General features: G+C 63.1%; 26 protein-coding genes. 13 read left to right on the top strand and 13 right to left on the bottom strand.

Features of this window, described 5'->3' with window-relative positions:
* Positions 1–68 precede the first annotated feature (68 nt).
* Complete coding sequence (locus tag FJ867_RS18810) at positions 69–326, top strand: hypothetical protein (RefSeq protein WP_023770299.1); 258 nt, start codon at positions 69–71, stop codon at positions 324–326.
* A 68-nt stretch (positions 327–394) separates the two neighbouring features.
* On the opposite strand, the gene soxR is transcribed toward FJ867_RS18810, so the two are convergent.
* Both soxR and FJ867_RS18800 read right to left on the bottom strand, forming a co-directional pair.
* A complete protein-coding gene (soxR, locus tag FJ867_RS18805) occupies positions 395–865 on the bottom strand; it encodes a redox-sensitive transcriptional activator SoxR (protein WP_140567091.1) in 471 nt (156 codons plus the stop codon).
* Positions 866–1015: 150 nt separating this feature from the next.
* Complete coding sequence (locus FJ867_RS18800; protein ID WP_140582161.1) at positions 1016–1489, bottom strand: tRNA (cytidine(34)-2'-O)-methyltransferase; 474 nt, start codon at positions 1487–1489, stop codon at positions 1016–1018.
* Between the two features lie 283 nt (positions 1490–1772).
* Between FJ867_RS18800 and FJ867_RS18795 the strand changes: the two genes are divergently transcribed.
* The 5 genes from FJ867_RS18795 to FJ867_RS18775 are packed head-to-tail and all read left to right on the top strand — an operon-like array spanning position 1773 to position 6907.
* Positions 1773–2294, top strand: coding sequence for a hypothetical protein (locus tag FJ867_RS18795; RefSeq protein WP_181168391.1), 522 nt, complete (start codon positions 1773–1775; stop codon positions 2292–2294).
* Between the two features lie 28 nt (positions 2295–2322).
* Positions 2323–4224: an ABC transporter ATP-binding protein gene (locus FJ867_RS18790; protein WP_140582158.1), complete on the top strand. Its 1902-nt coding sequence runs from the start codon at positions 2323–2325 to the stop codon at positions 4222–4224.
* Between the two features lie 13 nt (positions 4225–4237).
* On the top strand, positions 4238–6121 hold the full coding sequence (locus tag FJ867_RS18785; RefSeq protein WP_140561396.1) for an ABC transporter ATP-binding protein: 1884 nt from the start codon (positions 4238–4240) through the stop codon (positions 6119–6121).
* Positions 6122–6125: 4 nt separating this feature from the next.
* Positions 6126–6593 (top strand): GNAT family N-acetyltransferase, encoded by a 468-nt coding sequence (locus FJ867_RS18780; RefSeq protein WP_140561394.1) that lies wholly within the window; start codon positions 6126–6128, stop codon positions 6591–6593.
* 2 nt (positions 6594–6595) lie between these two features.
* Positions 6596–6907 carry a DUF6665 family protein gene (locus tag FJ867_RS18775; RefSeq protein WP_140496039.1) on the top strand — a complete coding sequence of 104 codons (312 nt, stop codon included), beginning with the start codon at positions 6596–6598 and terminating at the stop codon, positions 6905–6907.
* Here the strand turns inward: FJ867_RS18775 and FJ867_RS18770 are convergent.
* Together FJ867_RS18770 and FJ867_RS18765 are read right to left on the bottom strand one after the other, a co-directional pair.
* On the bottom strand, positions 6888–7772 hold the full coding sequence (locus FJ867_RS18770; protein WP_140739283.1) for an alpha/beta hydrolase: 885 nt from the start codon (positions 7770–7772) through the stop codon (positions 6888–6890). The genes FJ867_RS18775 and FJ867_RS18770 overlap by 20 nt on opposite strands.
* A gap of 146 nt (positions 7773–7918) precedes the next feature.
* Complete coding sequence (locus FJ867_RS18765) at positions 7919–8263, bottom strand: cupin domain-containing protein (RefSeq protein ID WP_140582153.1); 345 nt, start codon at positions 8261–8263, stop codon at positions 7919–7921.
* Positions 8264–8575: 312 nt separating this feature from the next.
* Here FJ867_RS18765 and petA point away from each other — a divergent pair, with 312 nt between their 5' ends.
* The 5 genes from petA to FJ867_RS18740 all read left to right on the top strand — a co-directional run bounded on the left by petA (position 8576) and on the right by FJ867_RS18740 (position 13424).
* Positions 8576–9136, top strand: a complete 561-nt coding sequence (gene petA / locus FJ867_RS18760) for a ubiquinol-cytochrome c reductase iron-sulfur subunit (protein WP_140496036.1) — start codon at positions 8576–8578, stop codon at positions 9134–9136.
* Between the two features lie 16 nt (positions 9137–9152).
* Entirely contained in the window at positions 9153–10454 is a 1302-nt protein-coding gene (locus FJ867_RS18755) for a cytochrome b N-terminal domain-containing protein (protein ID WP_140496035.1), read from the top strand.
* 27 nt (positions 10455–10481) lie between these two features.
* Positions 10482–11354, top strand: coding sequence for a cytochrome c1 (locus FJ867_RS18750; protein ID WP_140524913.1), 873 nt, complete (start codon positions 10482–10484; stop codon positions 11352–11354).
* Positions 11355–11540: 186 nt separating this feature from the next.
* Complete coding sequence (locus FJ867_RS18745; protein WP_140818266.1) at positions 11541–12686, top strand: alpha-hydroxy acid oxidase; 1146 nt, start codon at positions 11541–11543, stop codon at positions 12684–12686.
* 192 nt (positions 12687–12878) lie between these two features.
* Entirely contained in the window at positions 12879–13424 is a 546-nt protein-coding gene (locus tag FJ867_RS18740; protein ID WP_140818198.1) for an adenine phosphoribosyltransferase, read from the top strand.
* A gap of 44 nt (positions 13425–13468) precedes the next feature.
* On the opposite strand, the gene FJ867_RS18735 is transcribed toward FJ867_RS18740, so the two are convergent.
* From FJ867_RS18735 to FJ867_RS18720, 4 genes are all read right to left on the bottom strand, one after another.
* On the bottom strand, positions 13469–13930 hold the full coding sequence (locus FJ867_RS18735; protein ID WP_140516910.1) for a MaoC family dehydratase: 462 nt from the start codon (positions 13928–13930) through the stop codon (positions 13469–13471).
* The gene (locus FJ867_RS18730) at positions 13927–14397 is read right to left on the bottom strand and encodes a MaoC family dehydratase (protein ID WP_140516908.1); all 471 of its coding nucleotides are present in this window, start codon (positions 14395–14397) and stop codon (positions 13927–13929) included. Before FJ867_RS18730 ends, FJ867_RS18735 begins: the two co-directional genes overlap by 4 nt.
* A 124-nt stretch (positions 14398–14521) precedes the next feature.
* Positions 14522–15496, bottom strand: coding sequence for a magnesium/cobalt transporter CorA (gene corA, locus FJ867_RS18725; RefSeq protein WP_140516906.1), 975 nt, complete (start codon positions 15494–15496; stop codon positions 14522–14524).
* Positions 15497–15764: 268 nt separating this feature from the next.
* Positions 15765–17099, bottom strand: coding sequence for a solute carrier family 23 protein (locus FJ867_RS18720; protein ID WP_140686087.1), 1335 nt, complete (start codon positions 17097–17099; stop codon positions 15765–15767).
* Positions 17100–17234: 135 nt separating this feature from the next.
* On the opposite strand from FJ867_RS18720, the gene guaD reads away from it, so the two are divergent.
* On the top strand, positions 17235–18599 hold the full coding sequence (guaD, locus tag FJ867_RS18715; RefSeq protein ID WP_140818196.1) for a guanine deaminase: 1365 nt from the start codon (positions 17235–17237) through the stop codon (positions 18597–18599).
* A gap of 25 nt (positions 18600–18624) precedes the next feature.
* On the opposite strand, the gene FJ867_RS18710 is transcribed toward guaD, so the two are convergent.
* From FJ867_RS18710 to FJ867_RS18690, 5 genes are all read right to left on the bottom strand, one after another.
* Complete coding sequence (locus tag FJ867_RS18710; RefSeq protein ID WP_140818264.1) at positions 18625–19530, bottom strand: EamA family transporter; 906 nt, start codon at positions 19528–19530, stop codon at positions 18625–18627.
* A gap of 142 nt (positions 19531–19672) precedes the next feature.
* Entirely contained in the window at positions 19673–20776 is a 1104-nt protein-coding gene (gene ychF, locus FJ867_RS18705) for a redox-regulated ATPase YchF (RefSeq protein ID WP_140818194.1), read from the bottom strand.
* A gap of 95 nt (positions 20777–20871) precedes the next feature.
* Positions 20872–21585: an aminoacyl-tRNA hydrolase gene (gene pth, locus FJ867_RS18700; RefSeq protein WP_140818192.1), complete on the bottom strand. Its 714-nt coding sequence runs from the start codon at positions 21583–21585 to the stop codon at positions 20872–20874.
* Between the two features lie 23 nt (positions 21586–21608).
* Complete coding sequence (locus FJ867_RS18695; protein ID WP_140496025.1) at positions 21609–22247, bottom strand: 50S ribosomal protein L25/general stress protein Ctc; 639 nt, start codon at positions 22245–22247, stop codon at positions 21609–21611.
* A 379-nt stretch (positions 22248–22626) separates the two neighbouring features.
* On the bottom strand, positions 22627–23661 hold the full coding sequence (locus FJ867_RS18690) for a class I SAM-dependent methyltransferase (RefSeq protein WP_140567070.1): 1035 nt from the start codon (positions 23659–23661) through the stop codon (positions 22627–22629).
* Positions 23662–23982: 321 nt separating this feature from the next.
* Between FJ867_RS18690 and FJ867_RS18685 the strand changes: the two genes are divergently transcribed.
* Positions 23983–25953: an EAL domain-containing protein gene (locus FJ867_RS18685; RefSeq protein WP_140818263.1), complete on the top strand. Its 1971-nt coding sequence runs from the start codon at positions 23983–23985 to the stop codon at positions 25951–25953.
* The last annotated feature ends 16 nt before the right edge of the window (positions 25954–25969 follow it).

The following is a 25969-nucleotide window of genomic DNA, read 5'->3' as shown; positions in this document are numbered from 1 at the left end:
GCCGGCGCGATCCCTAATCTCTTAGGGGAAAGGGTCAAGTCTGATCTGATCGGAGCAAGGAGACTTTCGTGCGCACCCCGGCAAGACCGCCGTTGGATGGCCTGAAGAAAAGGCTCGATCAAAGCCGGGCTGAACGCGCGCGCATGCCGCGCGACGGATTTTTGCGCGAAACCTTCGTCCTGCCGCGTTCGGACGCTCGCCTCAAGGCAAAGGAATGGTTCGAGCGCTTCCCCAAGCAGGCTTACTGGACCGAGATCGAAAGCTGGTTCGAACGGCCGGGCGATTTGATCGAATTCACCATAAGGCGCCTGCCGGCGGCGGATTAGAATTCCTCGCCCTGTTTACGGGGACAACCCAATACAGGCGTCGCCCCTTGTATCCGCCTTCACTACGCTCAGGCACCTTCTCTCCGTGAACCGAGAGAAGGAAGAACCAGCCTTCTCGCCCCTGTTCCTTCCCTGGCCAGCCGGTCATCCTTGTTGCGGAGCGGACATTTGTCGATCGACATGCAGCCGCAGCCGATGCAGTCGGTCAGCCCGTCGCGCAATTTCTTCAATTGACCGATCTTGCGGTCGAGCCCGTCGCGCCAGGCGGTCGACAGCAGGCTCCAGTCGTCGCGCGTCGGGGTGCGGCCCTCGGGCAGGGATTGAAGCGCCGTCGCTATCTCGGCCAGCGAAATGCCGACCTCCTGCGCGATCTTGATGATGGCCACGCGCCTTAGTACGTCGCGGCCGTAGCGGCGCTGGTTGCCTGCCGTGCGGTGGCTGCGGATCAGGCCGCGAGCTTCGTAGAAATGCAGCGCCGACACCGCGACACCGCTGCGCGCGGCCACTTGGCCAACCGTTAATTCCGCTGCTGGCGCCATCTCGCACTTTTCCGCTTGACCTCAAGTTAAGTTGAGCTTGTAGCGAAGAAGCCATCGACATGCAAACGACAGGAGATGGCGATGTGCGCCTGGGTGAGAATGACGGGCGAGGGCCGTGTCGCGGGCGCCGGCGGGACCGTGGCCGCCGCTTCAGCGGATGGCATTCTGGCCCAGTTGTCGCGTGGCTTCGCCGGCCACCATGGCGGCGGAGAGCGCCACATTGATGCTGCGCGCGCTGGCCTGCATCGGGATCGTCAGCCGCGCGTCCGCCGCCTGATGGACCGGATCCGGCACGCCTGCGGATTCACGGCCGAACAAAAGGATATCGCCAGTGGCGAAGTTGAAGCTGGTGTATGGGGTCGCGGCCTTGGTCGACAGCAGCACCAGCCGGCGCGCGCGGGCCTTGCGCCACTCCTCGAAGGCGTGCCAGTCGACATGCCGGGTCAGGGCAGCCATTTCGAGGTAATCCATGCCGGCGCGCCTGAGCGCTTTATCGGAGAGCGGAAAGCCAGTCGGTTCGATGATGTCGACGCCGATCCCGAGGCAGGCGGCGAAGCGCAGGATTGTGCCGGTGTTGCCGGCGATGTCAGGCTGGTACAGGGCGATGCGGAGACGGTCGTTCATTTCCGCATCCTTCTATTAAGTGGCAAATCGGCCACAGCGGCTTCGCGGTTTTGGAAATTGCTGGACCTGCGGGTGGCCATTTTCTGCGAAGTCGGGTATACAGCGTACATTGTCAACCCGAACCGAAGGAGGGGTAATTCATGATGACCATGCACATCCAGCACCCTCTCCGTGGGCTTACATGCCCGCTGGCGGTTTCGGTACGACGGTTCTCCTGATCTCTTAGACGCTTCCGCACCGATTTCCGCCGAAACCATTCCCTGGTCTTCGAAGGAATCCTGCGATGTTTTTCAAGCTGCCGAAGGGGCCGATGGCCCCGCCCCAACGCGTCTCGACTGATCAGCCGCCGATCCCGCGGCAGGACGTCGAACACCCTTTTTATCTCTATTTTCACACGGAGGACGGACCGATGTTCGATCCCTACAGAATACCGGGCTCGAGGAGCCTGCATATCCACCGGCTGCCGACCTGGGCGCTGCTGATCGGCGAAACGTATTCGTCGGCGGTCCACGCCGAGGTTCGCCGGCGTCCGCATCGCGGCATGCTGCCCGATGTCGATTTCTCGCGCGCGGTTCCCGACCCGAGCCGGCCCTCGTTGGTGCGCCGTATCATCCGGGCGATCCGGCCGGGCGCGAAGATCCGCCTTGTCGACACCGCACCGTCAGGATCAACAAAAGAGCCTGTCGGCGAAAAGCCCGCGAACCCCTATATAGCGCGAAGCAAGGCCGACGGTCCGGATGATTCCGGACCGTCGGCCCTCGGCGCCATGCGGTCCGAGGACTTCGTACGTTCACGCGCCGCGTGAGCGGAAACAGATTTCATGAGCATGACCTATGTTGTTGTTTAGCTGGTTTGAAAAAAGGCTCGATCCGTTCCCGGGCGCGGAGCCGGTCGAGCCGCCCAAGACGCTGGTTGCCTTCTGCCTGCATTACACGCGCGGCGCATGGCCCTATATCCTGGTCGATGCGGTGCTGGTGGCGGCAATCGCCATCGCGGAAGTGTGGATGTTCGGCTTCCTCGGCCGCATCGTCGACTGGCTTTCGGCGCAGAACCGCGAAACCTTCCTGCAGACGGAGGGCTGGAAGCTCGCCAGCATGGCCTTCATCGTGCTGTTCGCGCTGCCTGGCACGGTATGGCTGCATTCGCTGCTCAACCAGCAGACGCTGATGGGCAACTATCCCATGCGCATCCGCTGGCAGGTGCACCGCTACCTGCTGAAGCAATCGATGAGCTTCTACCAGGACGAATTCGCCGGCCGCATCGCCACCAAGCTGATGCAGACGGCGCTCGCCGTGCGCGAATGCGTGATCAAGGTGATCGACGTCCTGAACTACGTCATCGTCTATTTCCTCGGCATGCTGCTCATCGTCGGCTCGGCCGACTGGCGGCTGGCCGCACCGCTCGGCGTGTGGATGGTCGGCTACATCCTTCTGCTGCGCTATTTCATTCCTCGGCTGGGCAAGGTCGGCGAGGAACAGGCCAATGCGCGCTCGGTCATGACCGGCCGCGTTGTCGACAGCTACTCCAACATCCAGACGGTCAAGCTGTTCAGCCATGCCCGCCGCGAGGCCTCCTTCGCCAAGGAGGGCATGATGGGCTTCCTCGACACGGTCTACCGGTCGATGCGGCTGGTGACGGTGCTGTTCGGCTCGCTCTACATCCTGAATGCGCTTCTCCTGTTCTCGGTTACCGCCATCTCGTTGTGGCTGTGGCTGGGCCAGGCGGTGACGATCGGCGCGGTCGCCGTGGTCATCGGCCTGGTTCTGCGGATGTGGGGCATGTCGCAGTGGATCATGTGGGAAATGTCGGGCCTGTTCGAGAATATCGGCACGGTGCAGGACGGCATCGCCTCGATTTCGCTGCCGCGCCTTGTCGAGGACAGGCCCGGTGCGAAGGAGATCACGGTCTCCAAAGGCGAGATACGCTTCGAGGACATCCGCTTCCACTATGGCAAGCAGAAGGGCGTCATCGAGAACCTGTCGCTGGCGGTGAAGCCGGGCGAGAAGGTTGGCATTGTCGGCCGCTCCGGCGCCGGCAAGTCGACGCTGGTCAATCTTCTGCTGCGGTTCTACGACCTCGAAGCCGGCCGTATCCTGATCGACGGCCAGGAGATCGCAGCGGTGAAACAGGATTCGCTGCGCGCCCAGATCGGCATGGTCACGCAGGACACCTCGTTGCTGCATCGTTCGGTGCGCGAAAACATCCTCTATGGCCGGCCCGACGCCAGCGACGACATGCTTGTCGAGGCTGCGCGGCGCGCCGAGGCGCTGGACTTCATCGCCGGGCTTTCGGACCATAGCGGCCGCAAGGGATTCGACGCCTATGTCGGCGACCGCGGCGTCAAACTGTCCGGCGGCCAGCGGCAACGCATCGCCATCGCTCGCGTTATGTTGAAGGACGCGCCCATACTTATCCTTGACGAGGCGACGTCAGCGCTGGATTCCGAGGCGGAAGCGGCCATCCAGGAGAACCTCTACAAGCTCATGCAAGGCAAGACCGTCATCGCCATCGCCCACCGGCTGTCGACCATCGCGGCGATGGACAGGCTTGTGGTGATGGACCAGGGACGCGTCATCGAGGAAGGTTCGCACGAGGAATTGGTGGCCAGGGGCGGGCTCTACGCGCAGCTCTGGCAGCGCCAGTCGGGCGGTTTCCTGCTGGATGACGGCCCGATCGGTGCCGCAAGCGACGTTGTTGCCAATGACGTTGGCGCAAAGGGACAAGCCGCTGAATGATGGCCGCCGCCGCATGATGACAGCCGTCTATCGCTGGTTCGAGAACTGGGTCTATCCGTTCAGGGAGCCCACGAATCTTCGGCCGCCGTCCGGCGTCGCCGGTTTTCTCTGGCACTATGTCGGCCAGGCCAAGTTCGCCTTCTTCGCCATGCTGGTCATCGGCGGCATCGCGCCGCTGGTCGAGGCCGGGCTGTTCTACTTTGTCGGGCGGCTGGTCGACATCCTCGACCAGCTTCCCGGCGAACGCAGCTGGCATGCGTTGTGGACGGCCGCCGGGCCGGAACTTGTGTTCATGATCGTCGTGGTGCTGGTCGTCCGCACCATCGTCGTCGGCCTGTCGGCCCTGGTCGACGAGCAGACAATCACGCCCGGCTTCTACAATCTGGTGCGTTGGCAGGCGCACCGGCACGTGTCGCGCCAGTCCTACTCCTTCTTCCAGAACGATTTCGCCGGCCGCATCGCGACAAAAGTCTGGCAGGCTGGGCAAGCGACCGGCGACCTGATGGAAAGCTTCATCGAGGTCGTCTGGTTCATGATCGTCTATACGGTGACGACGCTGGCGCTGGTCGCGGGGCTCGATATCAGGCTCGCAGTGCTGGTGGTGATCTGGATCGCGGCCTTCGCCTGGCTGGCCAGGCTCTATCTGCCGGCAATCCGCAAACATGCCGAGGCGACCGCCGAGGCGGGGTCGATGATCACCGGCCGCATCGTCGATTCCTACTCCAACGTACAGACGCTGAAACTGTTCTCCGCCGATGGCGACGACCGCTACATCAGGAGCGGCTTCGACATCTATCTCGACGCGTTGCGCCCGTTCACGCGCCGGCTGACCGGCGTGCGCATGGCGCTGACGACGCTGTCGGGCATCATGATCACGGCGATCGGCTGCTTTGCCGTCTATCTCTGGGTCGAGGGCTCGATCACCGTCGGGGCGGTCGCCTTCACACTGTCGCTGGTGCTGCGGCTCAACATGCTGCTTGGCCGGCTGATGATGCAGCTCAACAGCATCCTGCGCAATCTCGGCGTGCTGGAGAATTCCAAGGCGCTGATCTCGCAGCCGCTCGGTCTGGTCGACGCACCCGACGCCCGGGAACTGGTCGTGGCCGGCGGGCGCATCGAGGTGAAGAATGTCGAGTTCCACTACGGCAAGGGGTTCGGCGTGCTCAACGGCATCGATCTCGTGGTGCGGCCGGGCGAGAAGGTCGGGCTGGTCGGGCCGTCCGGCGCCGGCAAGACCACGCTCGCCAACCTTATCCTGCGGCTGTACGAACTCGAAGGCGGAAAGATCGCCATCGACGGCCAGGATGTCTCGCAGGTGACGCAAAATTCGCTGCGCGCCAATATCGGCGTCGTCAGTCAGGACACGGCACTTTTCCACCGTTCGCTGCGCGACAATATCAAACTCGGCATGCCCGACGCCACCGACGCGCAGGTGATCGCGGCGGCCAGGAAAGCCGAGGCGCATGATTTCATCCTGACCTTGCGCGACAATCGCGACCGACAGGGCTACGAGGCCTATGTCGGCGAGCGCGGCGTCAAACTGTCGGGCGGCCAGCGCCAGCGCGTGGCGATCGCGCGTGTCTTCCTCAAGGATGCGCCGATCCTGATATTGGACGAGGCGACCTCGGCACTTGATTCCGACATCGAGGCGGCGATCCAGGAAAACCTGACGCGGCTGATGGAAGGCAAGACGGTCATAGCCATCGCCCACCGGCTGTCGACGATCGCCGCGCTTGACCGCCTCGTCGTGCTCGACGGCGGCCGCATTGTCGAACAAGGCACGCATGACGAACTGGTGGCGCTCGACGGGCTCTACGCGCGGCTGTGGAAGCGTCAGTCCGGCGGCTTCCTCTATCATGAGGAAGCCGTGCTGGAAGAGACGCGGCCGGCGGAGTAGCGGCATGGGCGCGACGCATGAGACCGACTATCTGCTGAAACGGCTGCGGCCGACGACACCGGCCTTCGATGCGCTGATGGAAGAGAGCCGGCGGGAAGGCTACTGGATGCTGGTGCGGCTCCGCGACGGCTGGGCAGGCGGCCGCAACAAGTTCCTGAAACAGGGGGAGGCACTGTTCGGAGCATGGCACGGCGTCGAACTCGCCGGCGTGTGCGGGCTGAACATCGATCCCTATTTCGAGGGCAGGGACCATGGCCGGGTCCGGCATTTGTTCGTCGGCGCGCGCCATCGGCGCACGGGCCTTGGCCGCATGCTGGTCGAGACCGTTGTCGACAGGGCACGCCGCTATTTCGCCGTGCTCAACACCCGTGCGCCGCAGGAAGCCTTCGGCTTCTATGAGCGGCTTGGCTTCGCGCCGGTGGCGGGCGAAGAATTCGTCACGCACCGGATGATCTTCGAGAAAGGAGGTTGAAAATGTCCCTGCGCCCGCCGTCCCGTCTGACCAGTGCCTCGGCAGCCGAAGCCGCCTTCGACGCGCTCGGCCATGAAGTCCTTGCCGAGAAGGCGGCGGCACTCGGCCGCGCCGGACAACGCGTCGAAGAAACGCTGGCCCGACTGCGCAACAATGGCGACGAGCAGTTGCGTCCCCGGCTGCTCAAGGAGGCGGCGGTGGCGGTGCATGGCTACTTCATCCAGCGCGAACTGTGCGGCCTTCGAAAGCACGATGCCGTCATCCGCGAATACAACATCCCGAAGGCGGTGCTGGTCAGGCTCGGCGCCATGTAGGGTTGGCGCTTGCCGCGCCGATCTCCCTGTGGAATCTCGCCAGGCGGCTGGCGAGCGCTTCGGGGTTCTCATCGGGGACGAAGTGCCCGCTGTCGGCAATGATGTCGCCCTCGACATTCGACAGCCCGGCGGCCCTGAGGCCCTCGACATAGTCGCCGATGTCGCCGGACTCGGCCGAGCCCCTGAGATACAGCACCGGAATCGCTGTCGGCGTCGCGGGCCGCGCGGCATTGGCTTTGGCATCTTCGGGGAAGGCGCGATACCAATCGAAACCGGCCTGGAGGCTTTCAGGCCGGGAATAGGCTCTCGCATAGATTTCCCTGGCCTGCGCCGGGATCGATGTCCGATCCTTCGAAAGCACATTGAAGAAGAAGTCGAAATAGGTGCTTTGGTGGCCGCTCACCAGCGTTTCCGGCAGCGCCGGGACGGCATGGAAGGCAAAGTGCCAGATCCGCGGATTGCGAATGACCTCTTCCCATGGCGCGACACCCGGAACAGCGACATCCATGATCGCCGCGCCGGAAAGGATCTCGGGATGGTCGCGCAGCAGGGCGAACACGATCTGGCCGCCGACATCATGACCGGCCGCCAAGAGGTGCCGCAGCCCGCAGGCCTCGGCAACGCCTCTCATCAGCCTCGCCAGAGTTCTCTTGTCGCCGGCCTCAGGCATGCCTTGCGAGCCGCCGATGCAGGGCAGGTCAGGTGCGACGACACGGTAGTCGGCAGCCAGCCGGCCGATCACCCCTTCGAACGCATAGGAGCTTTGCGGCCAGCCGTGCAGCAGCAGGAATGCAGGCGCTTCAGCCGGGCCCGCCTCGCGGATCGCTATGCTAAGCTCTTCGATTTCGATGTTCGAGGTTTGCATGTCCTGACCCTGCCGGCTGCCTATGCCATAGATCTAGGCGGCGATCGGAAGACCGACAGGGCTGGATTGTTTGACCCGTTTGCGGACGGAAACCGTTTCATACTTTTCCAGGAATTGCGCTTTTCCAGGAATCACCTGGTCCTGGATCACTCCAGCCACTGGGTAATGAAAGTGCCGTTCTCGTGGATGTCGGTCGTCTCCAGCGGGCCGGGGCCGAGATTGGTGAATTTGTGCGGCGTGCCGGGCGGCACGATGACGATCTGGCCGGCAGAGGCCTCGATCTCCTCACCGCCGACCGTGAACAGGCCGATGCCCTGGCGGATGATGAAGATCTCGGCGTAGGGATGGGAATGCAGGCGCGGTCCGCCGCCGGTCTCCGGCAGGTAGTTGAAGATCAGGCAGGAGTTGGAACCGTAGGGGGCACATTGCAACTCGCCCTTCCAGCGGTCGGGGCGAACAGCCCATTCTTCGCGGTCTAAGACATGCGCCATGGGGGCAGGATAGACCCCCCGGAGCCAGGTGTCGAGGCGAAGCTGGCCCCCGGATTCGCTACTGTTTCCCGGCTGTTTGGCGGTGTTTCACGGTCATCCGCCGCCTTGTCGCGCGGTGCCGGATTTCGTCCCCGCGACAATCTGCCCTTGTGCCTTCACCCGTCTGGACAAAAACGGGCTTCACGCATAAACCGAAGTCCAAATGCCGGAGGAATTCGCTAGCCTGTTCGCCATGCGCTGTCGGGTTGGCGTGAATGAGCGGGGAACAAGGCTCGCCCACCGGCACGGAAGAGGCGAAAGGATCAGGCACCCGTGAGCGCAACCGACACCCAGGATCCCAACCGTCGAGATTTTCTCTACGTCGCCACCGGCATGGCCGCCGTGGTCGGCGCGGGCGCCGTCGCGTGGCCGTTCATCGACCAGATGCGCCCCGATGCCTCGACGCTGGCGCTCGCCTCGGTCGAGGTCGACGTCTCCTCGCTGACGCCGGGCATGTCGCTGATCGTCAAGTGGCGCGGCAAGCCGGTCGTGGTGCGCAACCGCACCGAAAAGGAGATGAAGGACGGCGAGGCCGTCAATCTCGCCGATCTCAAGGATCCGATCGCCCGCAACGCCAACCTGCCGGCCGACGCGCCGGCGACCGACGCCAACCGCACCACGCCCGGCAAGGAAGCCTGGATGGTGATGGTTCAGGTCTGCACGCATCTGGGCTGCATTCCGCTCGGCCAGGAAGGCGATTTCGGCGGCTGGTTCTGCCCGTGCCACGGTTCGCAATACGATACCGCCGGCCGCATCCGCAAAGGCCCGGCGCCCGAGAACATGGCTGTGCCGGTATTCAAGTTCATTTCCGATACCAAGATCCTTATCGGTTGAGGCAGGGGATATTTCGATGAGCGAGGGACACTCGACCTATACGCCCAAGACCGGTATCGAGCGCTGGTTCGATGCGCGCATGCCTCTGCCGCGGCTGATCTATGACAGCTTCGTCGCCTATCCGGTGCCGCGCAACCTCAACTATGCCTGGACCTTCGGCGGCATCCTGTCGATCATGCTGGTGGCGCAGATACTGACCGGCATCGTGCTGGCCATGCACTACACATCCGACACCAATCTCGCTTTCGATTCGGTCGAAAAGATCATGCGCGACGTGAATTCCGGCTGGCTGCTGCGCTACATGCATGCCAACGGCGCCTCGTTCTTCTTCGTCGCGGTCTACATCCATATCTTCCGCGGGCTCTATTACGGCTCCTACAAGGCGCCGCGCGAGCTGCTGTGGATCCTCGGCTGCATCATCTACCTCCTGATGATGGCGACCGGCTTCATGGGCTACGTGCTGCCGTGGGGCCAGATGAGTTTCTGGGGCGCCACCGTCATCACCGGCTTCTTCAGCGCCATTCCACTGGTCGGCGACTGGATCCAGCAGCTTCTGCTCGGCGGTTTCGCGGTCGACAATCCGACCCTCAATCGCTTCTTCGCGCTGCATTACCTGCTGCCGTTCATGATCGCCGGCGTGGTCGTGCTGCACATCTGGGCGCTGCATGTCGTGGGCCAGTCGAACCCGACCGGCATCGAGGTGAAGTCGAAGACCGACACCGTCGCCTTCACCCCTTACGCGACCATCAAGGACGCGTTCGGCATGATCGTGTTCCTGTTCTTCTTCGCCTATTTCGTCTTCTACCTGCCGAACTATCTCGGCCACCCCGACAACTACACGGTCGCCAACCCGCTGAAGACGCCGGCCCACATCGTTCCGGAATGGTACTTCCTGCCGTTCTACGCGATCCTGCGCGCCATTACCTTCAACATCGGGCCGATCAACTCCAAGCTCGGCGGCGTGCTGTGCATGTTCGGCGCCATCGCCATGCTGTTCCTGGTGCCGTGGCTAGACACCTCCAAGGTGCGCTCGGCGGTCTACCGGCCCTGGTACAAGCTGTTCTTCTGGCTGTTCGTGGCCGATGCCATCCTGCTTGGCTGGCTGGGCTCGCAGCCGGCGGAAGGCAGCTACGTGTTCATGGCGCAGATGGCGACGCTGTTCTACTTCGCCTTCTTCCTGATCATCATGCCGGTGCTCGGCCTGATCGAGACGCCACGCAGGCTGCCGAACTCGATCACCGAGGCGGTGCTCGAGAAGAACAAGGGCGGCAGCGGGCATCCGGCGGGCGCCACGGCCGCACCTGAGACCAAGGGCTGAGCGGTAGAGAATCTAAGGGGATTTGGCATGAAAAAGATTCTCACCTCGCTTGCGCTGATCGGCCTTGTGGCCGCCGGCCTTGGGGCTACGGGCACCTGGGCGACCGCGGCCGAAGAGGCGCATAACGCGGCGGCGCCGACGCATTTCCCGATCAACGAACCGAAGGAAATGGACTGGAGCTTCACCGGCCCGTTCGGCACCTACGACAAGGCGCAGCTGCAGCGCGGCCTCAAGGTCTACAAGGAAGTCTGCTCGGCCTGCCATTCGATGAACCTGGTGGCATTCCGCACGCTTTCGGACCTCGGCTATTCCGACGCACAGATCAAGACGCTGGCGGCCGAGTACACCATCCATGACGGCCCCAACGACGCCGGCGACATGTTCGACCGTCCCGGCAAGCCGTCCGACCATTTCCCGGCGCCGTTCGCCAATGAGGAAGCCGCGGCAGCCTCGAATGGCGGCGCAGCCCCGCCCGACATGTCGCTGCTGGCCAAGGCGCGCGGCGTGGAGCGCGGCTTTCCGCAGTTCGTCTTCGACATCTTCACCCAGTATGATGCCGGCGGCCCTGACTACATCCACTCGCTGCTGACCGGCTACGACCAGACGCCTCCGGCTGGAATGGTCATCCCGGAAGGCACGCACTACAATCCGTACTTCATGTCCGGCGTGTCGCTGAAGATGCCCAAGCCGCTTTCCGACGGCCAGGTGACTTATGACGACGGCGCGCCGCAGACCGTCGACCAGTACTCCCGCGACGTCGCCGCTTTCCTGGCGTGGGCGGCTGAGCCGCATATGGAAGCCCGCAAGAAAACCGGCTTCCGGGTGCTGGTGTTCCTGCTCCTGTTCGGCGCACTGGTCTACATGACCAAGCGCAAGGTTTGGGAAGCAGTCGCGCACTAAGCCGCGCGGCCGGAGATTGAAGAAAGGGCGCCCGCGAAGCGCCCTTTTTGCTTGCCGAAGAGGCTGGCGCGTGAGGTGATCGCTTTGTTGTCGAACAAGCCGGTTGGCAGCGCGGCAGGCGATTGCTATTCGACGCCCCGACGGCGGCGAAAGCTTTGCCGCCTATAGGGCGTTTGGGGTTCCATGATGCGGCTCAGCGACTGCCACAACTTCTCCGATTTCCGCCGCATGGCGCAGCGGCGGCTGCCGGGGCCGATCTTCAACTACATCGACGGCGCGGCGGACGACGAGATCACCTATCGCCGCAACACCGAGAGCTTCGAAACCTGCGATCTCGTTCCCAACGTGCTGCGCGGGGTGAACGAGATCGACATGTCGGTGACCGTCATGGGCCAGAAGCTGGCGATGCCGTTCTACTGTTCGCCGACCGCTCTCCAGCGGCTGTTCCACCATCAGGGCGAACGGGCGGTCGCCAGGGCCGCTGCAAAATACGGCACCATGTTCGGAGTTTCCTCGCTCGGCACGGTCAGCCTCGAGGAAGTCCGAAAAATCAGCAGCGGCCCGCAGGTCTATCAGTTCTACTTCCATCGCGATCGCGGCCTCAACCGGGCGATGATGCAGCGGGCACGGGAGATCGGCGTCGAAGTGATGATGCTGACCGTCGACAGCATCACCGGGGGAAACCGCGAGCGCGACAAGCGCACCGGTTTTGCGATTCCCTTCAAGCTCAACCTGGCGGGAATGGCGCAGTTCGCGATGAAGCCGGCCTGGGCGATCAACTATTTCACGCATGAGGCGTTCAAGCTGCCGCAGCTGGACGAGCATATCGACATGGGCGGCGGCACGATGTCGATCAGCCGCTACTTCACCGAAATGCTCGATCCGTCGATGACGTGGGACGACGTCGCCGAGATGGTGAGGCTTTGGCCGGGACCGTTCTGCCTCAAGGGCGTCATGTCGGTGGAGGATGCCAGGCGCGCCGTCGAGATCGGCTGCAAGGGCATCGTGCTGTCGAACCATGGCGGCCGGCAGCTGGACGGTTCGCGCGCGGCTTTCGACCAGCTCGCCGAGATCGTCGATGCGGTCGGCGACCAGATCGACGTCATCATGGATGGCGGCGTGCAGCGCGGCACGCATGTGCTCAAGGCGCTGTCGCTCGGCGCCAAGGCCGTCGGCGTCGGACGCTACTATCTGTTTCCGCTGGCGGCGGCGGGCCAGCCTGGCGTCGAACGGGCGCTCGAACAGATGCGCATCGAGATCGAACGCGGCATGAAGCTGATGGGGTGCAGCTCGATCGAACAGTTGACCCGCCGGAATTTGCGTTTTCGGTAGATGGCCATTGCTTCGATGCGAAAGATCGCAGCGCAGGCAGAGGCAAGCCCTTGGACCTATATGCTCCTTTCGCCGGATGCGCTTGTCTCGGCCGCCACATCGCGCTAGCCGTTGTCGGTCGCGCCGGGTTAGGATTTGGCGCTGCGCCATTTCACGCCTTTCCGCCGAAACTGGACCACCCGGAGCCGCCTCATGAAACCTTCGCTCGAAGACACGCTGCTGGCGGCCATCCGCACCATTCCGGACTATCCCAAGCCCGGCATATTGTTCCGCGACATCACCACGCTGCTTGGCAACGCGCGCGCTTTCCGCCGCGCCATCGATGAGCTGGTGCATCCCTATACCGGCGAGAAGATCGACAAGATCGCCGGCATCGAAGCGCGCGGCTTCATCCTCGGCGGCGCCGTCGCCCATCAGCTCTCCGCCGGTTTCGTGCCGATCCGCAAGAAAGGCAAGCTGCCTTATGAGACAGTGCGCGTCGCCTACAGCCTGGAATACGGGCTGGACGAGATGGAGATGCACAAGGACGGCGTGTCGCCGGGCGAGAAAGTGATCCTGGTCGACGATCTGATCGCCACCGGCGGCACGGCGGAGGCGGCGGTGAATCTCCTGCGCCAGATCGGCGCCGATATCCTTGCCGCCTGCTTCGTCATCGACTTGCCGGATCTCGGCGGCCGCGCCAAGCTGGAAGCGCTCGGCGTGCCGGTGCGGACGCTGATCGGGTTCGAGGGGCATTGAGAGAACAGTTCTTCCTTCTCCCCCTGGGGAGAAGGAAGAGGCGCCTACTCCACCTTGACCAGCACGGCGCTCTCGAACTCCAGTACCTTGTCGCCGGTCGAATCGAAGGCTTCCGAGCGCAAGGTCAGCACCCGCCAGCCCGGACGTGAGGCGATCGGGCGGTGGGAAAGGGCGGTGCGGGTGAAGGTCACGGTCTGCCCGGCATAGACCGGCTTCAGCCATTTCAGGTTCTTGAAGCCAGGCGAGGGGCCGAATTCGGGCGTCGGGCCAGGGCCGGTCCACTCGGCGTCCATGCGGGTTTCGAGGTTGAGCTTCATCCAGGTGGCGGCGGTATGCCAGCCGGACGCACACAGCCCGCCCAGCACGCTCTTCTTCGCGGCATCCTCATCGACGTGGAAGACCTGGGGGTCGTATTTGCGGGCGAAGGCCTTGATCGCCTCGGCTTCGAACGTATGCGAGCCCAGCGTGACGGTGGTGCCGACGCGGAAGAATTCGTCCAGCATCATGCAAGGCTCCCTGCGGCATTGCGCGTGAGGAACATGACGGAATTCTCGAGCTCGAAGACGCTTTCGCCGCGTTGGTTGAGCAGCTCGCTGCGCATGGTCACGAAGCCGAGCTGCGGCTTCGATTTCGAAGGACGCTTGGCCAGGACGACGAGGCTGCCCTTGAGCGTGTCGCCGGCCAGCACCGGCTTCTTCCATTTGACCTGATCGACGCCGGGTGCGCCCTGGCAGGTCGAGTCCAGCAGGAAGGCATCGCATAGCATGCGCATGAACATGGCGCAGGTATGCCAGCCCGAGGCCGAGAGGCCGCCCAGGATGCTTGCCTTGCCGGCCTCCTCGTCGAGATGCATCGGCTGGGCATCGAATTCGCTGGCGAACTCGATGATCTCGGCCGCGCTCACCTGTTTGGTGCCGAGGTCGAACGAGGCTCCTTCAACGAAGTCCTCATAGGCCCATGTCTTTCCAGTCATGGCGTGGAATCCGGTTGCAGAACGTGCGATCCACATGGATCGGCAAACCCGGATGCAGGCCGGACGGCGTTTGGTCAAGCCCTTTCTGGTGAGCCAGCCGCGGGCGCCCGGCCGGCCGTTGCGATCATAACCAGCCGCGGCGGCGGAAATACCAGAAGGGCAGGATCGCCGACAGAACCATCATGGCGATCGCGAACGGATAGCCGAGCTCCCATTTGAGCTCGGGGATGACGTCGAAATTCATGCCGTAGATCGAGGCGACCAGCGTTGGCGGCAGGAAGATGACGGCGGCGACCGAGAAGATCTTGATGATGGCGTTCTGCTCGATCGAGATCATGCCGAGCGTGGCGTCGAGCAGGAAGGAGATCTTCTGCGACAGGAAGGTGGCGTGGTCGGCAAGAGAAAGCACGTCGCGCGACAAGGTCTTGATGCGGGCGCGGACATCCTTGCTCATCTTGGCCTGGGTCGCGACATGGGCGAGGAAGCCGGCCAGCCGCTGCAAGGAGATCAGGCTGTCGCGCACGGAGGAAGCGATGTCCTCCTTGCGGCCGATGCCCTTCAAGAGTTCCTGGAAATCACGGTTGCGCTTCGACACCTTGGTCGATCGCGCCTCGAAAATGTCGCGCGAGATCGCTTCGACGTCACGGCCGGCGCGCTCGAGGATGTCGGCGAGCCGGTCGACGATCGCTTCCAACAGGCCGATCAGGATGGTGTCGCCGCTGGTACAGCCGGTCGCTACCTTCTCGGCGCGCAAGGGGAAGGTCTTGAACGCTTTCGGTTCGTGATAGCGCACGGTGACCAGCCTGTTGCCGGCGAGCGCGAAGGTGACCGGCGAGATCAGGGGATCGTCGACGTCGGTCTGGGCGGGCAAGGTGGCGGTCATGAAGTAGGCGCCGTCCTCGATATAGAGGCGGCTGGAAATCTCGATCTCCTCCATCTCCTCGCGGGTCGGAATGGCGATGCCAAGCCAATTCTCGATTGTTGCCTCTTCGTCCTTGGTCGGATTGAAGAGATCGGCCCAGACGACCTTGTCGCCATTGGCCAAGAGATCGTCCGTGAGACGCAGGCGATCATTGTCCACGACGAAAGCCTTGATCATCGCCAGATCTCCCAGCCGGAAAGCGCGTTCGGATTGCTGCGTCGTATCGGATCGCACTAGCCTTCGTGCGCCGAGCCTGTGCCCGCCGCTTAGACTTGCGGCATGACAAAATCAAGACACGCCGGACTTGGGGCCGACACCAGGGGCGCTCAGAAAATTCGTCGAGCAGCCGGCAGCATGAAAGCTTCGACGGGTCGGGTCATCGACCGCGCTTCGGGCTTATCGTGGAGAGCAGGCCGGAACCGCGGGGGCCGGCCTGCGAATGCCCCTATCGGGCGCTCGGCAGGATCTGGTGCAGCACGATGGCCCAGACGGCGCCAAAGGCGATGGACGAGCCCAGAATGTACTGCACGATATCGGGAAGCGTCTTGACGAAATCCGGCGGCGCAAGCGTAGCAAACAGGGCCATCAGGATCGGCAGGCCGACGACCAGCATGTTCCTTTCCGTCAGCGGCGTGCCGCGCACGACGCGGAACCCGTTCATGGCGATGACGACGCAGAGCACGCCGAACACGCCGCCGATGACCGGGCCCGGGATCGAGGCGATCACCGCCGACAGTTTGCCGATCAGTCCGAACAGGATCAGGAAGATGCCTGCCGCGGCGAAGGCGGCGCGGCTGGCGATACCGGTGATGGCGATGATGCCGGCATTCGACGAATAGCCGGTGACCGGCGTGCTGCAAAGCAGTGCGCTGACCAGGCAGCCGAGGCCTTCGCCGGTGGCGCCCCTGTCGAGCTGTTCGTTCGACAGGGGCTTGTCGATGACGGCGCCGACCGCGAACCAGGTGCCGGTGGTTTCGGCGAGGACCACGATATAGACGATGAGCATCGTGAGCGTCGCCGAGAGCGAGAACGTCACGTCGAGGTTGAGGAATGCGACGCGCGGCATCGAAAACCAGGTCGCCTCGGAGACCGCTCCCATGTTGAGTTGGCTCATGGAGGCGGCGGCCACGCAGCCGGCCACAAGTGCGATGATTACGGAGAGCAGGCGCAGCCAGGCGCCCTTCGCGCCGAGCGCCATGCCGGTCAGCATGCAGCCGACGAGCACCGCCGCCGCAACAAAGGCAAGGATGATATTGCCGCCGACGGTGGCAGTGCCGTGGACCGCGAACACGCTTTCGCGGAGTGCGACCGGCATCAGCGCGATGCCGACGACGATGATGATGGCGCCGCCGACGATGGGCGGAACAAAGCGGTCCACCAAGCGATGGAAGATTCCCGTGGGCGAACCGAGCAGCATGACCAGTATGGCGCCGGGAATGAGCGCTCCGATCACCGCGGAAAGACCGGCAATGCCGCCGCCGGCGCCGAAGGCGATAGCCAGCACCGCGCCGATCGGCACAAAGGACGGCCCCTGCACCACCGGCAGGCGCATCAGAAGCTGCGACTGGATCAGGGTGGCGATGCCCGCCGCGACGAAAGCCGACTGGATGAAGGCGCCGGCATCGCCCGCGCTGAAGGCCAGGACCGATGCGATGATGAACGGCACGATGTAAACATCCATCGCCAGCACGTGCTGGAGGCCGAGCAGGGCGGCCTTGCCCAGTGGCAGCGGATCGTCCGGCTGAGCAATCAAAGTGATTTCCGGTGCAGTGCGTTCCATGATGTCCCCTCTGGAATTTCCCGGCCGATCATGGGATCAGTCGGCGCCAAAGGACAGCGGCGCAAAGGTTTGCCAACTGTTTTCTTGCGCGCCATGCAATAACGGCCACACGCGCCAGCGCAACCGGAGCGATCCATGACAAGAGAGGCCTTCACGCTGCTTGGCACCGCCTTCCACACGCCGGAGCGCGGCCGGCTGGAGGTGCTGAAGGACCATCTGTTCAGCATCGATGCACAGGGACGGATCGCGGAGATTGTCGCACCCGGCCATCCCGAATACGCGGCGAGGAAGAGCGATGCCCGCCAGGCGGGCAGCCTAGTGGAGCTCGGCAAAGGCCAGTTCCTGCTGCCCGGCCTGATCGACCTGCACATCCACGCGCCGCAATGGCCGCAAATGGGCAAGGCACTGGACGTGCCGCTCGAGGTCTGGCTGCAAAAATATACGTTTCCGCTCGAGGCGCGCTATGCCGACACCGGCTACGCCCGCGAGGTCTATGCCGACCTGGTCGACAATCTTCTCGCCAACGGCACCACCACGGCGCTCTATTTTGCCACCGTCCATGTCGAGGCCAGCTTGGCGCTTGCCGAGATATGCCTCGAAAAGGGCCAGCGCGCTTTGGTCGGCAAGGTGGCGATGGACGATCCCGAGCAGTGCCCGTCTTTCTATCGCGATGCCGACGCGGCAAGCGCCATTTCCGACACCAGACGCTTCATCGAGGCGGTCAGATCGTTGGATACCGGCGAAAGACCGCTGGTCCGGCCGGTGATCACGCCGCGCTTCATCCCCAGCTGCACGGATGCGGCGCTGCAAGGCCTGGGCGAACTCGCTTCCGAGTTCGGCTGCCACGTGCAGACACATTGCTCAGAGAGCGATTGGGCGAAAGAATTCGTCGAGACGCGCTTCGGCCGCACCGACGCGGCTAGCCTGGACGATTTCGGCCTGCTGACGCGCCGCACCATTCTGGCGCATTCAAACTTCATCGACGGGCAGGATATGGACCTCATCAAGGGGAAGGGGGCTGGCGTCGCGCATTGCCCGCTGTCCAATTTCTATTTCGCCAATGCGGTGTTTCCGCTGCGCGACGCGCTGGACCGGCACATGCATGTCGGGCTCGGGACGGACATTTCCGGCGGCTACAGCCCGTCGCTCTTCGACGGCTGCCGGCATGCGCTGTCAGCCTCGAGGACGCTGCAGAGCGGTGTCCATCCCGGCATGGACGCAGCGCAGCGCGGCGCGCCCGGCGCGCCGATCACGCATCAGGAGGCGTTCTGGCTGGCCACCGCCGGCGGTGCCGAAGCGCTCGACCTGCCGACGGGCAGCTTTCGCGTCGGCCATGAATTCGATGCGCTGCTGATCGACACGACGGCGAAGGCCTCGAACATTCATGTCAGCATGGCGGACGACACGCTCGACGATGTCTTCCAGAAGATCGTGCTCAACGCGGCACGCGCCAACATCGCCGCTGTCTGGGTGAGTGGACGGGCGGTGGTGGGGCAGTAGCCACGTCGCAGTCTCAGATCGGGCCCTATGCGCGCGATGGTTCCTCGGTAAGAGGTTGTTTTTGCGCCTTCAGCAACACGTCCTTGGCGGCGATCACCGCGCCGACCGTGATCAGGACGCAAGCGAGCGCAACAGACCAGTGAAAGATACCGAATCCGGCCAGCAGCAGCACGATCACGGAGAACAGCGGCGCGGCATAGGAAAGCGCGCCCAGGATCATGATGTCTCCATGCTTGCAGCCATAGTCCCATGCGTAGAAGCCGGCGCCGAGCGGTATCACGCCTAGAATGACGATAGCGCTCCATTGCGTCATTGTCTGCGGCCAGACAGTGATCTCGAGCGCGAGATGGAGAGTGAAGGCGACGGCCGCGGTGATCAGGCAGTACACCGCCACCACATCGGTCGGCACCTGGCCGAAACGGCGCGACAGGACGGAATAACCGGACCAGACGAAGGCGCAGAACAGGGCAATGACGTGGCCCGGCTTCACGCCGTCAGCAAGGCCCACGCTGCCGCCTTTGGTGATGACGACGATGGCACCCGCCAGGCCGAGCATCACACCGGCTATGTGGTGAGACCTCAGCCGCTCTCCCGGCAGGAAAGCGGCGAAGACGACGATCAGCAATGGCCAGAGATAAGCAATCAGGCTCACCTCGACGGGCGGGGCGGACTGGATGGCGAAAAAGTACGCGCAGTGATAGATGCACAGCCCTGCCGTGCCGATTGCCCAGACCTGCCATGGCTGCCGCAGCGACTTGAGCGCCGACGGGCGGACAATCCAGCTGGCCGCCCCGACTGAGCCTCCCAGCAGAAACGTCATTGCGGCCAGTTGAAAAGGCGGGACGGGCCCGGCGGCGGTCGACAGCAGCGCAAGGAACGACCAGGTCAGAATGGCCGAGAAACCGATCAGGGTCGGGATGGTCCTTTTCATATGGTCCCCTTCCGCGTTCACTGAGCCAATAGCGGAAAGGCCTAGCGAGGGCAGCCCGTGCACGGCCTTACCTGTCGGGAATGCGACCCGGCTTGGTCTGTTCACACTCCGGCCTGTGGTCCCTGCGGAGATGACCGAAGGATCACGTGTTGAACTTGAACAGCATGATGTCGCCGTCCTGGACGACATACTCCTTGCCTTCGTCGCGCGCCTTGCCGGCTTCCTTGGCCGCTACTTCGCCGCCCAGCGTGACGAAATCATTGTAGGCGATGGTCTGGGCGCGGATGAAACCGCGCTCGAAATCGGTGTGGATGACGCCGGCCGCCTGCGGCGCCTTGGCGCCCTTGTGCACAGTCCAGGCGCGCGTCTCCTTCGGCCCAACGGTGAAATAGGTGATGAGCTGCAACAATTCGTAGCCGGCGCGGATCACCTTGTTCAGGCCGGGCTCGTCGAGGCCGAGCGAAGACAGGAATTCCATCTCTTCCTCATCGGAGAGCTGCGCAACCTCGGCTTCGATCGCGGCCGAAATAACGACGGTGCGGGCGCCCTGCGCGGCGGCCATCTGCTCCACGGCCCTGGTGTGCTCGTTGCCGGTGGCAGCATCCGCCTCGGCGACGTTGCAGACGTAGAGCACGGGATGCGAGGTCAGAAGGTTCAAGCCCTGCAGGATGCGCAGGTCTTCCGGCGAGATGCCGTCGAGCAGGATGCGGGTCGGCTTGCCGGCCTGCAGAAGCTCAAGCGCTGCCTCCATCATCGGCAGCACGGTCAAGGCTTCCTTGTCCTTGCCGGACGCGCGCTTGCGGAATTGCGCGATGCGGCGTTCGAGGCTCTCGAGGTCGGCGAGCATCAGTTCGGTCTCGACCGTCTCGGCGTCGGCGACCGGGTCGATGCGGCCCTCGACATGGGTGATGTCGTCATCCTCGAAGCAGCGCAGCACATGCACGATGGCATCGACCTCGCGGATGTTGGCGAGGAACTGGTTGCCCAGGCCTTCGCCCTTCGAGGCGCCGCGCACCAGGCCGGCGATGTCGACAAAGGAGATGCGGGTTGGGATGATCTCCTTCGACTTGCCGATCGCGGCGATCTTCTGCAGGCGCGGATCGGGCACCGCCACCTCGCCGGTGTTCGGTTCGATGGTGCAGAACGGGTAGTTGGCGGCCTGCGCGGCGGCCGTCCTCGTCAGCGCGTTGAAAAGCGTCGACTTGCCGACATTGGGCAAGCCAACGATGCCGCATTTGAAACCCATTTTGTCCGGTCCTATCGGGAATTTGAGATTTGGTGAGGGCTATGGGCGATAGGGGTGATGAACGTCAAGCCCTGTAACGCCGTATGGACCCGAGCTCAGTCCTTGTTGCCGAACAGCTTCTTCAGCATGGCGGCCATCGGGCCGCTCTCCGGCAGCTTGGCGGGCGCCTGTTGCGGCCGTGCCTGACGGATGTGGCTTTGCTGCTTGGGCGCCGGCTTTTCCGGTTCCACGCCGGCCTTGCCCTGAACGGCGAGGGCGGCCTTGTTCATGAAGCCGGATTCGTCGCCCTTGACGATCATCGCCGCGTTGTCGGCGACCGCGTCGAGCAGCGGGTCCAGCCAGTCGCGGTCGGTCTTGCCGAAATCGCCGAGTACATGATGCTGCACCATCTCCTTGACGCCGGGATGGCCGACACCGATGCGCACACGCCGATACGCGTTGCCGACATGGCCGTCGATCGAGCGGATGCCGTTGTGGCCGCCGGTGCCGCCGCCGGTCTTGATGCGCAGCTTACCTTCGGCAAGGTCGATCTCGTCGTAGAAGACGGTCAGCGCCCCGGGGCCGAGCTTGTAGAAGCGCAGCGCTTCGCCGACCGACTGGCCGGACAGGTTCATGAAGGTCTGCGGCTTGATCAGGATGATCTTTTCACCGCCGAGCGTGCCCTCGGCGATCAATCCCTGGAATTTCTTAGACCAGGGCGAAAAGGAGTGGCGGCGGGCGATCGCGTCCACCGCCATGAAGCCGACATTGTGCCGGTTGGCGGCATATTTCGCGCCCGGATTGCCGAGGCCTGCAAAGACAAGCGGCATCGTCAGCTCCGGGCGTGAAAAAGTTACTTCTCTTCGGCGGCGGGAGCCGCCTCAGGTGCAGCCTCGACCGTCTCTTCCGTCTCCGGCTTCATCGCCGACGAACCGGCGACGGTCGCGATGGTGAAGTCGCGGTCGGAGATGACGGGCTTGACGCCGGCCGGCAGCTTGACCGACGAGATATGGATCGAATCGCCAATGTCGGCGCCGGTGAGATCGACGGTAATGAATTCCGGGATCGCATTGGCCGGGCAGTGGAACTCGACCTCGTGACGCACGATGTTGAGCACGCCGCCGCGCTTGATGCCGGGCGACTTGTCCTCGTTGATGAAGTGGACAGGCACGTCGACATTGACCTCGGTGTCCTTGCCGATGCGCAGGAAGTCGACATGGACAGGGAAATCCTTGACCGGGTCGAGCTGGAAGTCCTTCGGCAGGACCTGGATCTTCTTGCCGTCGACATCGATCGTGGCGATCGTGGTCAGGAACCCGCCGCCGTGGATCTTGTAGTAGATGTCCTTGTAGGTGAGAGCGATCGCCAGGGGAGGCTGCTTGTCACCGTAAATTACTGCAGGCACTTTACCGTTGCGGCGAACTGCACGGGCGGACCCCTTACCGACCTGTTCGCGCGCTTCGGCCTTGAGCTCGTAAGTATCGTGGCTCATGGCACTTCCTTTCGCGTTGTTCTGGAGCGTTTGCGGTTGGCAATGGGCCTGGACCGTAAACGTCGAAAGCCGCCGGGTGAGGCGGCCTTCCGCCGCGTTGCCTCCAAGGGTGTCTACGCGGGTGGCGGCTCTATAGCGGAAGGCGGCCGGAGGTGCAAGCCAAAGGCAGTCATCCAAAGGCAATGGTCCGGGACGGGACGCCTCGCCCGGCCGAAAGCGCTCGAGGCTTCACGCCGGCGCCGGTCCAAGGTTGTCACTGGAGCGGTTCAGCGTCGATAGGATCGCCGACCCGCTCCAGTTCTTTGTCTTAGGCAATTGCCCGGGAAGGCGCTACGCACTTTCTCCGGGAAAACCGCTGCACATTTTTCCTGGAATTGCCCTATCCGCGCTTTTCGATGACGCCATACAGCACGTTGCGGTTTTCGCCAAAGAACACCTGCGCCTCGACGGTGTTGCGGTCGACGCTGGCATTGATGATGTTCCACATGTCGGCCTCGGAGCGCAGCAGCAACACCCAGTCCATGAACGTTTCCCTATAGCCGGCGTCGGGATTGCCCTCGGCGTAGTTGGCAAAAAGGAACCTGCCGTTCGGCTTCAGCATCTGCAGGCAAGTCTTCGTGAGTTTCACGGCGACGTTGTGCTGGAGGTAGTCGTAAAGGCCGGAGGCGTAGATGAGGTCGAACTTGCCCAGCTTGTGGCCCCTGGTGAGCACGGTCCGCACCGAGCCGTCGACGGCCTCGACCGCGGTGCCCTGGAAGTCTCGCGCGATCAATCCAACGCTCTGGGGATCCTGATCGAGCGCAACCCAACGCTTGAGGCGGCCCTCAGCCAACGCGGTCGAACGATTGGCCTCGCGCAGATGACCGGCGGCGATCGCCAGGACCTCGGCTTGCGGTCCGCTCTTGTCCGCCGTCTCGTCGACATACCGGGTCAAGAGATCGCGTCGTTCCCGCGCCGCCACGCAGGACGGTACGTCCTTGGTATGGCTGTAGAGTGCCTTCCCTGTGTCCGAGGCACCGGCCACGCTTTCGGCCACGTGCGGATCACAATAGATGTAGTCAAGCAACTGCGCGTCGCCGGAATAGCCCCTGGGCTTGGTGAATGACCACCGGGTGAGCGGGTCCTGGAGAAAGTAGTCAAGGATGGGATGGTTCTGCGCCACCGGGATCAACGACTGCCAAACGTCGGGGTGAACCTTGGCCCGCAGGGCGTTGAGATAGGACAGCAGGCGACGAACGATCTCGGCAGGGTCTTTCTCTTCCTCGACCTGCTGGTGTGTCGCATGGAGAATGAGCGCGAGTTCCGCGCGGGCGGTTTCGAACGCCTCGCCGTGATGCTCCGGCTTTCTCCGAGGAAAACTGCCGGCAATCATCTCGGCAGTAATCAGGCTTTTGCCATCAAAGACACTTTGCACTCGAGCACTCCATAGTTAACAGTCAGTTAACTTATTGCGTACAATGCTCGATTTGCCAATGTCGTCCCGAACGCATTTTAACGGTATGCTTAATTTCCCGCCAACCATGTTCGCGCGTTAAAACCCGCCGCATTGGATTCCCGGCCCGAATTAACCGAAATTTGTTTCGCGCCGTTGCATTGTCGTGTGAGGTGCGCAGTCGCCGTCGCGTCCAGGGAGTTGGCCCGCGTGGGGGCAGAAGCCAAAAAAGAACTTGGAACGCAAAATCCCCTTCAACCAGGATTTGTCGAGAGCGAACGCGTGTCATCCAGACTGGCCGACATGGCGCATGTAGAGCCGTACGAAGCCCGCTACGAGCCGGGGTCCGACGAGCTCCGCGTCCTTTACCGGAGGGAAGCCCAGGCGAAGCGAAGACTGGAAGCCCGGCCTGGGCTTTGGATCGCCGTGGCCATCTATCTCCTGTTTTCGGCAACGGATCTGCTGCTGATCCCGGACGTGGCGGCCTATACGATCATGGCGCGCTTCGCCGTCGGCGTGACCGCGCTGTCGATCCTGGAGGCGCAACTTCGCCGGGGAGTGGCCACGGAATGGCTCGACGTGACTTGCGCCGGGGCCATCATTTTCGGCTATATCGGCTGGTTGTTCCCGGCCTTTATGAGCGCGGACAAGGAAAGCGTCGCCTACTATATGGTATTCGGCACCATTTTCATGATGAGTGCAAATCTGTTCTTCACGTTCAGTTTCAATCTATCGATCGTGACATCAACCATCATCATGTGTGTCTTGTATGCCGTGAATTACTTTGTGCCTGCCACGGTAACATACAAGATGGTATTTGGCGCCTTCTACGTTTCGTGCTTCACATTCACGTCCTATGTGAATTGGAAGCTGAACGAGGAGCGCTACAACGTCTTCCTGAACGCGCTGGAAGCCAAAATCCAGCACAAGGAAGCCACCGAACGCGGCAAGGCCCTGCTGCGGCTGTCGCGGACCGATCCGCTTACGGGTCTGGAGAATCGACGGGCGATCGACGAAAAGCTCAGGGACTACTGGGGGGAGTGGCAAAGGGTCGGCACCAGTTTCGTGGCGATGCTCATCGACGTGGACTTCTTCAAGAAGTTCAATGACTGCTACGGCCACCAGGAAGGCGACCGTTGCCTTATCCATGTCGCCAATGCCCTCCGGGATATGATCAGGGAATACAATGGCTCGATCGGCCGCTACGGCGGTGAAGAATTCATCGTCCTGGCCCGCATGGAGAACAAGGATCAGATCATAGATATCGCGGAAGCCATCTGCCGCACCGTCGAGAACCTGGCGCTTACCCACGAATTGCGGCGCGACGGTATCTCGGTTGTGACGGTAAGCGTTGGCGCTGCATTCACCAGGACGCAGACCGGTGCCAAGCTGGAGAAGATCATCCACGAGGCCGATCGCGCACTCTATCTCGCAAAGGCAGGCGGTCGAAACTGTGCCCGGCTGTTCGACCCAACCGATCCCCAGAGCAGCGACGAGAGCGAGAACATTGCGGCTTTGCTGAAGATCGCGATCGGCCAGGATCTCGTTTCACTCGTCTATCAACCGATCCAGGATGTCGCGACGGACCGGGTGGAAGCGGTTGAGGCCCTGATGCGCCTCAAAATGCTGGACGGCACATCGGTTCCGCCGAGCCTGTTCATTCCCGTAGCGGAGCGAACCGGCGCCATCCTGGAACTCGGGCGCTGGGCCATCAGGACTGTTTGCGCCGAGCTCCTGGCGCACGATCATGTGCGCGTGGTCAGCGTCAACGTCTCTCCGATCCAGCTCAAGACGCCCGGCTTCGCGGCGTCGGTCGCGACCATCCTGGGCGAGACCGGCGTCACCGGCAACAGGCTGGCCTTCGAGATCACCGAGGGGCTGGAGATGGAGATGCATTCGGACATTCTTCGCTGCATCAGCGACCTGAAGCTGCTGGGGATCAAGATCTGGCTTGATGATTTCGGCACCGGCTTCGCTGGCCTCTCGTGGCTTCGCCTGATCGATTTCGATACGGTGAAGATCGACCGCTCCTTCCTTCACGACTGCGCCACCCCGAACGGCAAGGCAATGCTCCAGGACATTGTCGCCCTGGTCCGAAACCGCGGCCACAAAATCCTGGTCGAAGGGGTGGAAACGGACGAGCAGATGGCTCTCATGCGCGAATTCGGCATCGACAAGGTCCAGGGTTTTCATGTCGGCCGTCCCGCTCCGGCCGGGAGTTTCCAGGCCAAGCGGACCGTCAAGCGCCCATTCACCGTGCTGAAATCCGCCTGATCAGGCTTGGCTCAGG

The organism is Mesorhizobium sp. B2-5-3, assembly GCF_006441005.1.
Classification (GTDB): domain Bacteria; phylum Pseudomonadota; class Alphaproteobacteria; order Rhizobiales; family Rhizobiaceae; genus Mesorhizobium.
This window is presented reverse-complemented; position numbering and strand designations above follow the sequence as displayed.